The sequence below is a fragment of the Bradyrhizobium sp. LHD-71 genome, from assembly GCF_031157255.1.
In the GTDB taxonomy this organism is placed as follows: domain Bacteria; phylum Pseudomonadota; class Alphaproteobacteria; order Rhizobiales; family Xanthobacteraceae; genus P52-10.
Genome location: NZ_JAVIFX010000014.1, coordinates 1 through 15,484 on the forward strand (window position 1 = coordinate 1; position 15,484 = coordinate 15,484).

Consider the following 15,484-nt stretch of genomic DNA (forward strand, 5'->3'; position numbering starts at 1 on the left):
TACTTTGCAGCGAGCTCAGAGCGAACTTCGGATTCGATCAGGACACTAGCAAGTTTATGATTCTAGTGTCGTTTATGGATCAGAAATTCGCACGATGGACTCGCGGCAACGATGGTGCGAATTTCTGATCCACGACACTAGGCCGTGTGGCCTGGATCGACGTCCGGCGGCATCTTTTTCCTGCGCTGCGGCGTCATTTGTGCGGGATCGGGCTTGCCCGGCTCGCCACGTGGGCCAAGTTCGGCACGCTGGATATCGTCCTCGGACAGTCGCGGCCGGCCGTCATCGAGCTGGCGGCGGCGGCCGTCGAGGAATTCATCGAGGAAGGTTCTCTTAGCTGGCATGGCTCGCGGTAACGCCCGGGCCCGTCGCGTGTTCCGGGTCCGCTCCCTGAGACCGGGGTCAGTAGAAGAACTGGATCTGCGGCCGGGCAATCATCAGCCAGATGATGATTGTAACGGCGATGAAAGCCGGCACGCCAAAGGCGCACCACCACATGAAGATCCGGTAGTAGGCGTCGGGCAGCGGCTGGTTGTTTTCGACGGCCTCGGTCGCAAGATCGCGCAGGCGCATCTGCATCCAGACCACCGGCAGCCAGAACAGGCCGGTGAAGACATAGAGCACGATCGACCACATGATCCAGCCTTCGGTGATCGAATAGCCGACCTGCCAGACCAGAAGCAGGCCGGTAACCGGTTGGGCGACGACCGCGGTGGCGGTGAACAGGAAGTCGGCGATCACGACGATGCGGGCGACGCCGGCGATGACCGCCGGTTTTCCCTGCAGTTGCGCTGCGAGCATAAAGAACGCGATACCGGAGCCGGTGCCGAGCAGAACGGTGGCACCGATGATGTGCAGATATTTAAGCACGAAATAGAGCATTCAGCGGTCCTCGCGAATGGCAAGGGCCACGAGATGCAGGACGATGATCGGCCATATCTTGAGCATGGGCCCGAGCGGATCGGCCCAGAGCCTTGGGACGAGAATGGTGCCGATAATGGCATAGGCAAAGGAAATGACGATTGCCGCATAGAGGCCGAGCCGGCTGGTCGGCCGGTAGGCGATCGCCAGCCCGATGCAGAGATCGGCGAGCGCACCCGCAATCACCGTCAATGTAGCCGCCGTGCCTTCGACGCCGCCCTCGCGCATGAGGCCGATGCCGTGATCCCAGCCCGGGCCGAGCGAGACCAGCGCCGTGGAAATCCAGAACAGTGCCAGCACCGCAAAGATCAGCGGCTTGACGAAATACATCCGGGCGAACCAGCGTTCCTGCACGGATGCGGGCTCACGCGCCAGCGCCTGACGAAGGGGCGTTGCCGTCAGCGGCATTTGCACGGCCGTCGGGTCGACAACCGCGCCGCGGGTCATCTCCTTTTGCGCCGTGCTGCGCACTGGCGGGCGCCATCCGAGCAGCGAAATCAGGTCGCCTGCCCAATAGGTCAGCTTGGCAAGGCCTGCCGGCAGCCGAATGGTCGATGCCGCCGGCCAGCGCATCCACTTGCGCAGCGTCGCCACGACATCCTCGAAGGAGAACGTGTCCGGTCCCGCAAGTTCGACGATCTGTTTGCCCGCCGCGTCGGGCGACAGAAAATGCTCGACTGCTGCCACAACGTCCTCGAGCCATATCACCTGCAGCGGCGCGTTGGCTGGCATCACCGGGCAAATGGGGAGCGCGGCCAGCCCGCGCATCAGCGCGCTCCCACCATAGGCGGCCCGGCCCATCACCAGCGAAGGTCTCAAGATCACCCAGTCGAGATCGAGCCGCACCAGGGCTTCGTCACCCGCGCGCTTGCTCTTCGAGAAATTGCTCGGCGTCGCGCGGTTTACGCCCATCGCCGAAAAATGGATGACCTTTCCAACCCGCAGCGTTTCGCAGGCCTTGAAGAGACTTGTGATGCCGGTGTGATGTACCGCCGCGGTTGACTCGCCGGGTGCGTCCTGCAGCAGGCCCGCGCAGTTGACCACGGCATCAACACCCTTCAGGTGCGCAAGCCAGAATGCTTCGTCCGCTTTTGCAAGATCGACAGCCAGGCGGTCAGGCACGGTGGCGGGCGGATGGCGGCTTGCGATGATGACGGTATGTCCCCGCGCCGACAACCTCGCTGTGATTGCTGAACCGATCAGACCCGTGCCGCCGAGAACCAGGACTTTCATGGTATGTCTACGCGCGCGCGGCTACTCGCCGCTCGCGCGCAAGCCCCCGATCGGCCCTCCCGCATGGGACAGCACCTCGCATATCAGTACCGTGCACATTACGTAACGCCACGGTGGCAGTCCGGTTTCACGGCGAGCGCCGTCCGCAGTGCTGATATCTTCAGCTGGACGGCGAGTCCAGCGAAGCTAGACTGATGCTCTGCACGCCGGCAACGCCGGCTCATTTGGCGAGACGCACGATTGATCGCACGAGACTCCAAGACCCGACGCAGCAAGGGCCTGGCGACGAGCAGCGCCGGCGGCGCGCACGCGGACGATACCAGGCTGCGCGACGACATTCGCCTGCTGGGCCGGGTGCTCGGCGACACTGTCCGCGACCAGGAGGGCGTCCCGGTCTTCGATCTGGTCGAAACCATTCGACAGACGTCGGTTCGCTTTCATCGCGATGACGACGAACCGGCGCGGCGCGAGCTGGAAGACATTCTCGACAGCATGTCGATGGACGACACGCTTCGTGTGGTCCGCGCGTTCAGTTATTTCTCGCATCTGGCCAATATCGCCGAGGACCAGCAGAACATCCGCCAGCTCCGCGCCCAGAGCACCGGACCTCACGATGGCGCCGGCATGGCGTCACAGCATGGCATGCTGGCCGCCGCGATTTCACGCGCGCGTGACGCGCAAATCTCGACGGACGATCTGCGCAGCTTCTTCAACGGCGCGCTTGTGAGCCCGGTGCTGACCGCACATCCGACCGAGGTGCGGCGCAAGAGCACCATCGACCGCGAGATGGAGATCGCGCGCCTGCTCGACAGGCGCGAACGCATGCAGCTCACGATGGACGAGTTTGCAGCCAGCGAGGAGCAATTGCGGCGCGCGGTGCTGACGCTGTGGCAGACCAACCTGCTTCGCCGCACCAAGCTCGGCGTGCTGGACGAGGTCGCCAACGGCCTGTCCTTCTACGACTACACGTTCTTGAGCGAAGTGCCGCGGATTCATTCCAGGCTCGAGGATGAGCTTGCATCGCCCGCGGGCGACAGCGCGCCGCTCGCATCATTTCTGCGGATGGGCTCCTGGATCGGCGGCGACCGGGACGGCAATCCGTTCGTGACGGCAGACGTCATGCGCGGCACGCTGCACATGCAGTGCCGTCGCGCGCTGAATTTCTACCTCGAGGAACTGAACGAGCTCGGCGCCGAATTGTCGATCGCAGCCAATCTGGCGGACGTGTCGGTGGAGCTGCGGGCTCTCGCCGAGAGCTCTCCCGATCCCTCGCCGCACCGTGCGGGCGAGCCTTACCGGCTGGCGGTGAGCCGGATCTATGCCCGTCTTGCAGCAACCGCGCGCAAGCTCAAGGTCGAAGTGCGGCGGGCGCCGGTTGCGGAGGCAGCGCCGTACGCGGACGTGACCGAGTTTCAGCGCGATCTGGACATTCTGCATCGTTCGCTGATCGCCAACCAGTCCGGGGTCATCGCGCGTGGGCGGCTGCGATGGCTGCGCCGTGCGGCCGATTGCTTCGGCTTCCATCTGGCGAGCCTGGACATGCGGCAAAACTCCGCCGTGCATGAGCGGACGATTGACGAGCTGTTCGAGAAGGCAGCTCCCGGCACGCACTATGCCAAACTCACCGAAGACGCGCGCATTGCGCTGCTGACGACGGAGATCACGACTGCGCGGCCGCTGATTTCGCCGTTCATAAACTACAGCGAAGAGACGCTGAGCGAGCTCGCAATCTTCCGCGCGGCGGCGGAGGCTCACACGGTGTTCGGCGAGCGTGCCATTTGCCAATGCATCATCTCGATGACGCGTGGCGTCTCGGATCTTCTGGAAGTCGCGTTGCTGCTGAAGGAGGTCGGGCTGGTCGATCCGGCAGGGACGAGCCGGCTCAATATCGTGCCGCTGTTCGAGACGATCGACGATCTCAGGCATTGCGCGCAGATCATGGACCGGCTGCTGGCGCTGCCGGACTACCGGCGGCTCGTGGCGAGCCGAGGCAATATCCAGGAGGTGATGCTCGGATATTCCGACAGCAACAAGGACGGCGGGTTCGTCACATCCGGCTGGGAGCTGTACAAGGCGGAGATCGAGCTGGTCGAGGTGTTCGAGCGGCACGGCGTGCGGCTGCGCCTGTTTCACGGTCGCGGCGGTTCAGTCGGCCGTGGCGGCGGGCCGAGCTACGACGCAATCCTGGCGCAGCCCGGCGGCGCCGTCGATGGACAGATCCGCATCACCGAACAGGGTGAGACGATCTTCAGCAAGTATGCGAACCCGGATCTCGGGCGCAACAACCTGGAAGTTCTTGCCGCGGCCACACTGGACGCGAGCCTGCTGCAGCCGCGCCACAGCGCGCCGCGCGCCGAATATCTCGCGGCGATGGAGGAGTTCTCGTCGTTCGCTTACGCGGCCTATCGCGGCCTCGTCTACGAGACGGAAGGCTTCGTCGACTATTTCTGGGGCTCCACGGTTATCGCCGAGATCGCGACGCTGAACATCGGCAGCCGCCCCGCGTCACGTTCGACGACCCGGAAGATCGAGGACCTTCGGGCCATTCCGTGGGTGTTCAGCTGGGCGCAGTGCCGTCTGATGCTGCCCGGATGGTACGGATTCGGCAGCGCCGTCGAAGCTTTCATTGCCAAGCATCCGGACAAGGGCATGGGATTCCTGCGCGAACTTTACCGCGAATGGCCGTTCTTCCGCATGCTGTTGTCCAACATGGACATGGTGCTGGCGAAAAGCAGCATCGCCATCGCCTCGCGTTATGCCGCGCTCGTGCACGATGAGACGCTGCGACAGACGATCTTTGCCCGCATCCGCCACGAATGGCAGACATCCATCACCGCGCTTCTGGAGATCATGGGGCATGAGCGTCTGCTGCAAGGCAACCCGCAGCTCGAGCGGTCGATCCGCAACCGCTTTCCCTATCTGGACCCGCTCAACCACGTGCAGGTCGAATTGTTGCGGGCGCACCGCGAGCGCGGCAGCGACGAGCAGGTGTTGCGCGGCATCCATCTCACCATCAACGGTATCTCCGCCGGGTTGCGCAACAGCGGATAATGCTGTGGGTGCTCTTAAGGTATTTTTATAAATGGAATGCGCATATAGATAGAATGCACAACAAGCCCATCATCGTGCAGAAGTACGGCGGCGCTTGTCTTGAGACGCCGGAGAAGCTGCGCGCAGTCGCGAGCAGTCTCGCCGAGCTGCAGGGCCGTGGTCATCGCGTCGTGGTGATTGTCTCGGCAATGGGCAAGACCACCGACGAGCTTATCAGGATGGCCTATCAGGTCAGTCCGCATCCAAATCGCCGTGAACTCGATATGCTGCTGACCACCGGCGAACGGATCAGCATGTCACTGATGAGCATGGCGCTGTCGGACCTCGGCGTGCCGGCGATCAGCTTTACCGGCAGTCAAGCCGGCGTGATGACCGATGAATCCCATTCGTCCGCGCGCATCGTCGATGTGCGCCCGGTTCGTGTGCGCGAAGAACTCGACCGCGGGCGCATCGTCGTGCTCGCGGGTTTTCAGGGCGTGAACCCCATCACCAAGGAGATCACCACGCTCGGGCGCGGCGGCAGCGACACGACAGCAGTCGCCATGGCCGCGGCGCTGAAAGCCGAGTTCTGCGAGATCATCAAAGAGGTCGACGGCGTGTGTTCGGCCGATCCGCGCATCGTTGCGAATGCGTTGCCGCTGCGCCGGCTGGATTTGGCGTCGTTGTCGGAAATGTGCTTCTGGGGCGCCAAGGTTTTACATTTCCGCAGCGTCGAGTTGGCGCAGAGCCAGAACGTCCCCTTGGTTTTGAGGCAATGGGGGGGTGCCGAGCACGCGACGCGCGTGGTGAAGGAGGTCGCAGGCATGGAAAGCGGAAAGGTCTTGGCGGTGAACTCGATGGCCCGCATCGAGCACATCGAAATCGACTCGACGGATCTCAATGAGGGCTTTGAGAAGTTCGCGCAGCATCTTAAGCAGAACGGCCTGTCCTGGCCGCAACTTCTCGCGTCGGCCTTCACCGCTGGCAAAGCGCGCATCATGCTGACGTCCGATCCGGAGTCGCTCGACGCGTTGTTGCGCACGCTGGAAAAGAGCCGAGAGTTGCGCAAGCAGCGCGAGACGCTGAGTTCTGTGAGCCTCACCTGCTTCGGCGGCGTTTCTTCAGATCTGCCTGCCCGGGCGGTCGAGATATTGCGACGTCACGGGATCGTCGCCGACAAATATGTGTTCTCACCGCAATCGGTCAGCCTGTTTGTTCCGGTGGAGAGCCGCGAGGCTGCCGTCAAGGCCTTGCACGCGCTGATCTAGCAGGCTCATCGAGTCCGGCCGCCGACCGTCGCAAGAACGGCCGGCGCGAGATCTGTAGTGGATTCCACCAGTTGATCCGCGCCCGCAGTCTCGAGTTCATCTCGGGTCCCGTAACCCCAGAGCACGCCAAGACCGCGTATTCCAACCGCATGGGCGCCGGAGATGTCATAACGTCGGTCGCCGACCATCAGACTCTGGTCGGGCAGGAGATTGTGCTGCGACAGGACATGGGCGAGCAGTTCGGGCTTGTGATCCAGCGCTCCGCCCGGCACTGATCCGTGAATGCCATCGAAGTACGTCGCAAAGCCCAAATGGTGCAGAATGCGACTGGCGAACGTTTCGCGCTTCGACGTTGCAAGGTAGATCCGCAATCCGGCCTGCCGCATCTCCTCAAGGAAGCTGCCGATTCCCGGATAGGGCTCGCTGCCGAGGAAACCGGTCTCGCCGTAGTGTTGACGATACGCGGCCACCGCGTCGTCGACCCTGTCGTCCCCATACGCTTGCAGCAGCACCCGCATGATGTCGTCGATCGGCGGGCCGATGATGCTTCGGATGTCGAGTGCTTCGTCCGGCTCATGCCCAAGCGCACGCAGCGCCGCCAGGCAGCTCGCGAGAATGCCGGGCTGCGAGTCGATCAACGTGCCGTCGAGGTCAAGGAGAACGGAGCGGGGCGGGGTCATGGCCTTAACATAATGGCCAGAGGCCAGCCGGTACAGATCCGGTCGATCCCCGAGGCCGCTCCGCTCTGCTGCGTGCAAAGACAGGATAACCAGTCACGTTCACGCGAGCGCCGCCATCTCGGTTCTGAGATCGGTCTTGCCTTCAAATCCGATGCCCGGAAGATCCGGCAGCGTCACGTAGCCGTCGATCACCACAGTGCCGTCGGGAAAGCCGCCGTAGGGCTGAAACAGGTCCGGATAGCTCTCGTTGCCGCCGAGGCCGAGCCCGGCCGCGATCATCAGCGACATCTGATGGCCGCCATGGGGAATCACGCGCCGCCATGACCAGCCATGGGTCGCAAGCACATCCAGCGTCCGGCGGAATTCGACAAGACCGTAGGAGAGTGCGCAGTCGAACTGCAGGAAGTCCCGGTCGGGCCGCATGCCGCCGTAGCGCAGCAGGTTGCGTGCGTCCTGGTGGCTGAACAGGTTTTCGCCCGTCGCCATCGGCGCGGGATAGAATTCCGCGAGCGCCGCCTGCAGGGCGTAGTCGAGCGGGTCGCCGGCCTCCTCGTACCAGAACAATGGATATTGCATGAGCATCTTGGCGTAGGCGATCGCGGTTTCGAGATCGAAACGGCCGTTGGCGTCGACGGCGAGTTGGGCACGCGAGCCGATCTCCTGCAGCACCGCCTCGATGCGGCGGGAATCCTCGGTGAGGCTGGCGCCGCCGATCTTCATCTTCACGACCGTGTAGCCGCGTTGCACATAGCTCGCCATCTCCGCCCGCAGCATGTCGAGATCCTTGCCGGGGTAGTAGTAGCCGCCGGCGGCATAGACGAAGACCTTCGGATCGGCCGCGCGTCCCTCACGCTCGGCCAGCAGGCGAAACAGCGGCCGGTCCGCGATCTTGGCCACCGCATCCCAGATCGCCATGTCGATCGTGCCGACGGCGACGGAACGTTCGCCGTGACCGCCCGGCTTCTCGTTCGACATCAGCGTTGCCCAGCATTTTGCGGGATCGAGATTGTCACCGGTCGCATCCGCCAGTGACGCGGGCTCCGCCTCGAGCAGGCGGGAGCGGAAGCGTTCGCGGATCAGCCCGCCTTGGCCGTAGCGGCCGTTGGAATTGAAGCCGTAGCCGACGACGCGCTTGCCGTCGCGCTCCACGTTGGTGACGACCGCCACAAGGCTGGTCGTCATCTTCGAGAAATCGATATAGGCGTTGCGGATCGGCGAGGCGATCGGCTTGGTGATTTCGACGATGTCGAGAATACGAACGGTCATGGTCTCTTTGCTTGCTGGCGGCGGCGCTAAAGCGATGCGCCGCCGCAGATGGATATCTCTTGTCCGGTGATTGCGGCAGCGTCTTTGGACAACAAGAACGACACAAGTGCGGCAACCTCATCGGGTCTGATGCGGCGTCCGATCGGCGGCGTTTCCGGTGGCACGATAGCGCGATCCGGATCGGTCATCATCGCCGTTTCAGTTGCCGCCGGCGCGACGACGTTGACGGTGATGCCCCGTCCCACGACTTCCTTCGCCCATGCCCGCGCGAGTGCGGTCAGCGCGGCCTTCGCCGCGCCATACTGGCTCTTCGCGACCACGCCCTGGGCGGCCCGGCTGCCGATCAGGACGATACGGCCGCCGTCGCGAAGCCGAGGCGCAAGCTGATCGGCGAGCCCGATCGCGGCGTCCACATGAATTCGCCACAACAGGTCGCCTGCCTCATGATCGAGATCGCCCAGCCGTCCGCCGCGCATGACGCCCGCGGCGTGCACCAGCGCGTCAACGTGCCCGATCTTTGCGATCGCGTTCTGTCGGGCGGCGCGATCGCCGAGGTCGAGCTGGATCGGCGTGAACGCGGCGTTCGCAAGCGTCGGCGGCGCCCGATCGAGACCGGTGACGCGCCAGCCGCCCGCAAGCAGGCGCGTGGCGATTGCAGCGCCAATACCGGAGCTGGTCCCGGTCACCACGGCGGTTCGCATCGCCGTCAGCTCGGCTTGAAGTCGACGCTCTTCAGCAGCTCGCCGGCGCGCACGATTTCGCTGCGGATGAACGCCTTGCTGTCGTCGATGCTCTCGGCCACCGGTTCGATGAGCGTCTTACGCAGTTTGTCGGCAATCGCCGGATCGCGCATGGTGTCCTGCACCAGGCGGTTCACCTTTGTTGCAACGTCGGTCGGAATCCCTTTCGGCGCCCACACGCCGTACCACGAATTGAACTCGAAGCCGGGAAGGCCCGCCTCGGCCATGGTCGGAACGTCGGGGGCGAGGACAGACCGTTGTTTCGTTGCGATGCCCAGGGCGCGGACCTTGGTGGGGTCTTGAGCCGCCGGCAGAAGGGCGAAGCTTGGGTCGATCAAGAGTTGGATGGAGCCACCCATCAGGTCCGTCAATGCCGGCTGGGTGCCCCGATAGGGCACCATGTCGATCGGAACGCCGGTGCGCCGGATGAACTCGATCGTGGCGAGATGTCCGGCCGAACCCAGCGACGAGATGGCGAAATTCCATTTCTTCGGATCGGCTTTCGCCGAGGCCAGCATCTCGGCAAGCGTCTTTTCGGGTCGACTTGCGCTCATGACGCAGACGAGCGGCGCAACCGCAGTTCGTGCCAGCACCTCGAGATCGGTTTCCGGATTGAAGTCGGCGGACTTCAGAACGAGCGGCATGACGGCGGTGTTGAACGCGCTGGCGAGGAATGTGTAGCCGTCGGGCTCCGACTGGATCACCGCCTTCGTTCCGACAAGGCCGGCGCCGCCGACCCGGTTCTCGACGATCGACGTCACGCCATATTTGTCCTGAAGTCGTTCCGCCAGCAGACGTCCCAGCGCGTCATTGGCGGCGCCGGGCGGCCAGGGCACGATCACCTTGATCGTTCGTTCCTTCTGCGGCCACGCCGTCTGCGCCACCGCGGGGGATTTCAGGGCAGCCAAGGCCGCGGCGCCTGCCGCCGCCTTGATCAGATCGCGTCTCCTCATTGCGCTTCTCCCTTCGGCTATGATCTTTGTTGTTCGGTTATTCGGCTGCGGCGGCGGGCTTCAGTCCGGCGGCGGCAACGGCCGCTTCGATCTGGGCGAGCTCGGCCCGGTTCGGCGCTATTGTCGGCGGACGCATCGTTCCGTCCTTGAAGATGCCCGCCGCGACCATCGCCGCCTTCATGTTGGCATGGGCTTCGCCAGTCGGCTCGCCGCCGCCATAGACGGCGTCCTTCAAAGGATCGATGCGGGCCTGAAGCGCCACGGCGCGATGCAGGTCGCCGGCCTTGACCGCCTGAAGCAGCTCATGAATGAGACCCGGAATGAGCGATGCGAAACCGACGAGCGCGCCGTCGACGCCCTGAACCATCGACGCGAGCAGATACTCGTCGTGGCAGGTCAGCAGGGCCTTGTCAGGCGCCACGGCGCGGATCGCCTGCAGGTCGCGCTTGTATTTGTTCATCTCGCGCGTGCCGATCTTGAAGGCGCGGACCGATCGCAAATTCGCGAGTTCGGCGAGCAGCTCCGACGAGAATGACGCTTTGGTCCACGCCGGATAGACGTGCACGATCAGTGGAAGGCGAGTTGCTTCACCGATGGCATTGAAATAGGCGAGCACGTGATCAGCGCGAAAGCCGAAGCGCAGCCAATGGTGCGGCGGCATGATGTCGAGCGCCTGTGCGCCGGCCTCCTTGGCCCAGCCGGCCTGCTCGACGGCGTCGTCGATGCCTTCGCAGACGACTGACGATATCACCGGGCAGATGCCGTCTGCCGCTTTGGCGACGATGCGCGTCACCTCGGCGCGCTCGCGCGGCTTCAGCGAAAAGACTTCGCCGGTATGGCCGTTGGTCATCATGCCGACGACACCCGGCTGCACCGCGAGCCAGCGGCTGAATGCCGTCAGCTCTTTTTCGTCGATCGAATGATCGGCGCGAAACGGAACGGCCATGGCTGGTATCAGGCCGTGAAAGTTGGTCATGACGGGCATGGGCTGGTCCTTAACTGCGAGGAGATTGGCGTTTTATCGGCATGGTGCCGGCGCCTGCCGCCTGAACGGCACGCGACAGTTTCTTTGCGGCCGCAATCACCGGGCCACGACTTGACGTCTCGAATGTCTTGAGCGGCATGGCGAATGCGGGTGCGGCAACAGACAGTGCGGCGAGCGGAACGCCGTCGGCGTCCAGCACAGGCGCGGCGAGAACCCGTAAGCCCGTGACGTTTTCCTGGTCCGAGAGCGCGAAGCCTTTCTGTCGGACCTGCTGCAGACGCGCGAGCAGCGCATCCAGCGCCGTCAATGTCGTTGCCGTCAGCTTGCGGCGCGGCGCCGCATCGAGCGCGGCGACCTGCGCGTCGCGCGGCAGATAGGCCAGAATGATCTGTCCGACCGCGGTTGAATAGGCCGGCACGCGGCTGCCGATGCGGACATCGACGCCGAGGCGGGCGAGGCCGGCCTGCACCCGTTCGATATAGACCACCTCCGAGCCGTCCGGCACCGCGATCGATGCGGCCTCGATGGTCTCGTTGACGAGTTCGCGCAGCAGCGGCCGCGCCAGCTCCCGCAGGTCGGTCCGCGCAATCGCGCTGAAGCCGAGATCCAGACATTTCAGCGTCAGGCGGAAGCGCTTGGTCTCGGAAATCTTCTCGATGTAGCCGAGCTGGACGAGCGTGTTCAGGAAGCGAAACGCTGTCGCATTGTCGACGCCGGCAGCCCGCGCGACCTCTGCGAGGCCCATTTCTAGCCGCTCGGCAGTGAAGGCCTCCAGCACGCGGAAGCCTTTGGCGAGGGACTGCACTGAATTCTTCTCTGACGGCGCCGTGTCGCTCACGAAGATCACTCGCTGGGTAAGTTCGGATTGCGAACTTTTATTCGCAATAACCAGTGTGCAAGCGCAGACGCTTTGCGTCAAGGCACAAGGTGAGAGCTTCGGGAGCGCTGGCGCCAACCGTCATTGCGAGGCACAGCCGTTCGTAAGAACGGCGTCGCTTCACTCGCCTATGGCGACGAAGCAATCCAGCGCTGAGTCCGTATTTGGTTCAGCGCTGGATTGCTTCGCTTCTGCGCTCGCAATGACGAGTCACACGTTGCGCGGGATGATCCACGAGCCGCCGACGGCGAACACGTTCGGCAAGGCGAGATAGCTTGCCACGTTCGACTGATCGATGCCGCCTGTGGGGCAGAACTTCACGTCCGGCAAGACCGGGGCCACGGCTTTGAGGAAACTCGTGCCACCCGCCGGTTCAGCGGGAAAGAACTTCAGATGATCGAAACCGGCCTCGCTGAGAAGCATCGCTTCCGATGGCGTAGCAATGCCGGGCAACCACGCGTGCTGTCCGGAGCGCGCAGCATCGATCAGTCGCTGACTAGCTCCCGGCGACACCAGGAACTTCGATCCAGCGTTGCGGGCAGCATCCATCTGCTGCGGCGTCAGCACCGTGCCGGCACCGACGATCACGTCGGGCAGGGCGTCGACGATGGCGCGAATGCAGTCGAGCGCGCGGGGCGTTCTCAGCGTGACCTCGATCGCGCGTATGCCTGCGGTGGCGAGCGTCTGCGCGACGCGGACGGCCTGTTGCGGATCATCAAGCGTGGCCACAGGGATGATGGTTACGCCGGCAAAGATCGTTGAGAAGTTCATCGTCGGACAGTCCTGCTGCGGATGAAACGTCGCGCAATCATGCGCCTGACTCCAGTGCCTTCTTCACCTGGTCTGCGCGCGGGATCGGCGCGACGGCGCCGAAGCCGGTGGTCGAGATCGCCGCGGCGACGGCTGCATACCGGCCCGCGGTTGCAAGATCGTCGCCCAGGAGCAGCCGGGCGACGAAGGCGCCGCCGAATGTATCGCCCGCTCCGGTGGCATCCTGCGCTCTGACGGGGAAGGGCGCAATGTGATGCCGTTCCGTTGCGCTGGCGACGATCGCGCCCCTGTCGCCGAGCTTCAGCGCAACGATCCTGGCGCCGCGCGCGAGCGCGAAATCCACCAGTGCCTCCGCATCGTCAATTCCGGTCAGCGCGAGCATGTCGTCATATGACGGCAGGCATATATCGCAGAGGCTCATCATGTCGGTTGTGACCGCCCGCGCGCGATCCTTCGGCCAAAGCTTGAGCCTGAGGTTGGTATCGAAGGACACCATCCGCCCGGCTGCCTTGGCCGCTTCGACGGCGGTGTAACAGGCGTCACATGCGCTCGCGGAGATGGCGAGGCTGATGCCGGAGCAATGAACGACCCGCGCACTGGACACGTAGTTGCGGTCGATGTCGGACGGAGCAAGGCGGCTCGCCGCCGAGCCGGTCCGGTAGAAATGGAAGGCGTGTCCGCCGGCATCGTGGGTGACGAAGTACACAGCGGTCGGCGCCGTGGGATCGATCTTGACGGCGGCGGAATCGACACCTTCCGCGCGCCAGAGATCGAGAAACATCCGGCCATAGGCGTCGTCGCCGAGCGCTGTCAGATAACCGGTGCGCGCGCCCTGGCGGGCAGCCGCAATGATGAAGTTGGAGCTGTCGCCGCCAAAACCTTGCAGATAGTGCAGCCCGTCATCCTGACCCGTCTGATTGAACTCGATCATCGGTTCACCGATGGCGACGATGTCGAACGACATGGGTCTGGCTCCCGGTGCTATGCTGTCTCGAACGCGCAGGTCCTCTCGCGGCCGGCCGTCACCGCGGGCCGAACTTGAGATTGCTGATCGCGAGATGGACTTCCCGCACAAAGACAACAAGTGCTGCAATGAAGGCCAGCATGGCCGCGACGAACAGCAAGCCAATCGGCACGCCCAGGCGGATCTCGAAAAACGAGCTGGCGAACAGCCCGATGATGACGCTGCAAATCAGAAGCGCGCACAGCACGCAGAGCGTCATCGCTGCATAGATCAGCTTGCAGCGACGCTCCTGCAGCTTGAGCTCGGCATTCAGCCGGTCCCGCTCCAGATCGGTCGCGGCGTCGCGTCCTTCAACCAGGCGGGCACGGTCGACGGCGCGGCCGAGGCGGCCGCTCAGCACGCTCAGCATGGCGCCGACGCCGGTCAGCAGGAACACCGGCGCCACGGAGAGCTGAATGACGTGACCGATCTGAATGACGTGGCTTGCAGGATCCATCGCCGCGATCGCGCCGTCAGCGGGTGACGTTGGCGCTGCGCTCCGGCACGCCAAACTCGCGCCGGCAGGTTTCCGCAAGCACGGCGACGCCGTCGCGGATGGCCTCGAGCGAAGGGCTCGCGAAGCAGAGCCGCAGCCGGCTCCTGGCATGCGCGGCATCGACCGACCACTCAGGGCCGGGATTGATGGCGACGCCGTCGGCGAGAGCGGCTTGCCGCAGTTTCATCGTATCGACGTTGTCCGGCAGCTTCACCCAGAGGAAGATGCCGCCTTTCGGATCGTCGAACTCGGCGGCCGTACCGAATTGCTCCGCCAGCGCCTCCATCAGCGCCTCGCACTTCACGCGCAGGCCCTTCTTGAGGCTGCCGACATGGTCGTGGAAGTGCGCCGGGCAGAATTCGGCCAGCACCATCTGTTCCAGCGAGCCCGTGCCCGCGTCGGTCTTGATCGCCAGGATGCGCGACATCACGTTCCAGTTCGCGACGATGTAGCCGACGCGCAAGGCCGGTGCGATCGACTTCGAGAACGAGCCGATATAGATCACGCCGCCGCTCCGGCTCATCGCGTAGAGTGCCGGCGGGCGCCTGTCCTCCCAGACGAGGTCGGCGTAGCAATCGTCTTCGAAGATCGGCACGCCATAGTCTTCTGAGAGCCGCAGCAACTCGCGGCGGCGCGTCTCGCTCATGATGGTGGCGGTGGGGTTCTGCACGGTTGGGATCGTGTAGATGTATTTCGGCCGTACGCCGCGCTGCTTCAGCTCGGCGAGCACGTTGGCCACTGCATCGGTGCGCATGCCGTCGCGGTCCACCGGGATGCCGATCGGCGTGACGCCACGTCGCATCAGCCGGCTGATCGAACCCTCGTAGCAATCCTGCTCGATCAGCACCGTGTCGCCGGCTTCCGTGAGCACGCTGTTGACGAGATCGAGGCCCTGCAACGACCCGGACGTGATCAGGATGTCATCGGCGCTGCAGGTAATGCCCGCATCGCGCTTCAACTTTCCGACCAGGAACTGCCGCAAGGGCAGGTAGCCGAGCGGGCCGGTCAGGAGATTGTAGGTGGCGAGGTTTCGGCCCTCGCGCTGCAAGACGCTGGTCGCTGCCGCTAGCAAACGGTCGACCGGGACCTGGTCGGCATCGTTGTTGCCGCCGATGAAGTGATACTTCTGCAAGCCGCCCCACTTGGCCGCCGGCGGCGGCAGAGTGCGCGAAAACAAGGGGCCAAAGTCGAACGGAACAGCGGCGATGTCGGCCGCGCGTGGTGAAGCCGGGCTCATGTGTTCTCTTTCGTGATGTCAGCC

Annotated in this window: 15 protein-coding genes; 2 read left to right on the plus strand and 13 right to left on the minus strand. The window is 64.1% G+C overall.

The window, feature by feature from the left end; translation table 11 throughout:
• Positions 1-137 precede the first annotated feature (137 nt).
• The 3 genes from RCO31_RS16450 to RCO31_RS16460 are packed head-to-tail and all read right to left on the minus strand — an operon-like array spanning position 138 to position 2,154.
• On the minus strand, positions 138-344 hold the full coding sequence (locus RCO31_RS16450) for a hypothetical protein (RefSeq protein WP_308969504.1): 207 nt from the start codon (positions 342-344) through the stop codon (positions 138-140).
• 58 nt (positions 345-402) lie between these two features.
• On the minus strand, positions 403-882 hold the full coding sequence (locus RCO31_RS16455; protein ID WP_308969505.1) for a DUF2269 domain-containing protein: 480 nt from the start codon (positions 880-882) through the stop codon (positions 403-405).
• Positions 883-2,154 carry an SDR family oxidoreductase gene (locus RCO31_RS16460; RefSeq protein WP_308969506.1) on the minus strand — a complete coding sequence of 424 codons (1,272 nt, stop codon included), beginning with the start codon at positions 2,152-2,154 and terminating at the stop codon, positions 883-885.
• Between the two features lie 279 nt (positions 2,155-2,433).
• On the opposite strand from RCO31_RS16460, the gene ppc reads away from it, so the two are divergent.
• Positions 2,434-5,205: a phosphoenolpyruvate carboxylase gene (gene ppc, locus RCO31_RS16465; protein ID WP_308969704.1), complete on the plus strand. Its 2,772-nt coding sequence runs from the start codon at positions 2,434-2,436 to the stop codon at positions 5,203-5,205.
• 53 nt (positions 5,206-5,258) lie between these two features.
• Positions 5,259-6,452 (plus strand): aspartate kinase, encoded by a 1,194-nt coding sequence (locus RCO31_RS16470; RefSeq protein ID WP_308969507.1) that lies wholly within the window; start codon positions 5,259-5,261, stop codon positions 6,450-6,452.
• A gap of 5 nt (positions 6,453-6,457) precedes the next feature.
• Here the strand turns inward: RCO31_RS16470 and RCO31_RS16475 are convergent, their stop codons facing one another.
• The 10 genes from RCO31_RS16475 to RCO31_RS16520 all read right to left on the minus strand — a co-directional run bounded on the left by RCO31_RS16475 (position 6,458) and on the right by RCO31_RS16520 (position 15,460).
• Positions 6,458-7,132, minus strand: a complete 675-nt coding sequence (locus tag RCO31_RS16475) for an HAD hydrolase-like protein (protein WP_308969508.1) — start codon at positions 7,130-7,132, stop codon at positions 6,458-6,460.
• Positions 7,133-7,231: 99 nt separating this feature from the next.
• On the minus strand, positions 7,232-8,398 hold the full coding sequence (locus tag RCO31_RS16480; RefSeq protein ID WP_308969509.1) for a mandelate racemase/muconate lactonizing enzyme family protein: 1,167 nt from the start codon (positions 8,396-8,398) through the stop codon (positions 7,232-7,234).
• A 26-nt stretch (positions 8,399-8,424) separates the two neighbouring features.
• Positions 8,425-9,099, minus strand: a complete 675-nt coding sequence (locus tag RCO31_RS16485) for an SDR family oxidoreductase (RefSeq protein WP_308969510.1) — start codon at positions 9,097-9,099, stop codon at positions 8,425-8,427.
• 5 nt (positions 9,100-9,104) lie between these two features.
• Positions 9,105-10,091 carry a tripartite tricarboxylate transporter substrate binding protein gene (locus RCO31_RS16490; protein WP_308969511.1) on the minus strand — a complete coding sequence of 329 codons (987 nt, stop codon included), beginning with the start codon at positions 10,089-10,091 and terminating at the stop codon, positions 9,105-9,107.
• A 37-nt stretch (positions 10,092-10,128) separates the two neighbouring features.
• Positions 10,129-11,076, minus strand: a complete 948-nt coding sequence (locus RCO31_RS16495; RefSeq protein ID WP_308969512.1) for a dihydrodipicolinate synthase family protein — start codon at positions 11,074-11,076, stop codon at positions 10,129-10,131.
• 10 nt (positions 11,077-11,086) lie between these two features.
• Positions 11,087-11,914, minus strand: a complete 828-nt coding sequence (locus tag RCO31_RS16500) for an IclR family transcriptional regulator (protein ID WP_308969513.1) — start codon at positions 11,912-11,914, stop codon at positions 11,087-11,089.
• 249 nt (positions 11,915-12,163) lie between these two features.
• Entirely contained in the window at positions 12,164-12,724 is a 561-nt protein-coding gene (gene eda / locus RCO31_RS16505; protein WP_308969514.1) for a bifunctional 4-hydroxy-2-oxoglutarate aldolase/2-dehydro-3-deoxy-phosphogluconate aldolase, read from the minus strand.
• Positions 12,725-12,761: 37 nt separating this feature from the next.
• Positions 12,762-13,688, minus strand: a complete 927-nt coding sequence (locus RCO31_RS16510) for a sugar kinase (protein ID WP_308969515.1) — start codon at positions 13,686-13,688, stop codon at positions 12,762-12,764.
• 58 nt (positions 13,689-13,746) lie between these two features.
• Complete coding sequence (locus tag RCO31_RS16515) at positions 13,747-14,133, minus strand: DUF2721 domain-containing protein (RefSeq protein ID WP_308969516.1); 387 nt, start codon at positions 14,131-14,133, stop codon at positions 13,747-13,749.
• A gap of 67 nt (positions 14,134-14,200) precedes the next feature.
• Positions 14,201-15,460 (minus strand): PLP-dependent aminotransferase family protein, encoded by a 1,260-nt coding sequence (locus tag RCO31_RS16520; RefSeq protein ID WP_308969517.1) that lies wholly within the window; start codon positions 15,458-15,460, stop codon positions 14,201-14,203.
• Positions 15,461-15,484 lie beyond the last annotated feature (24 nt).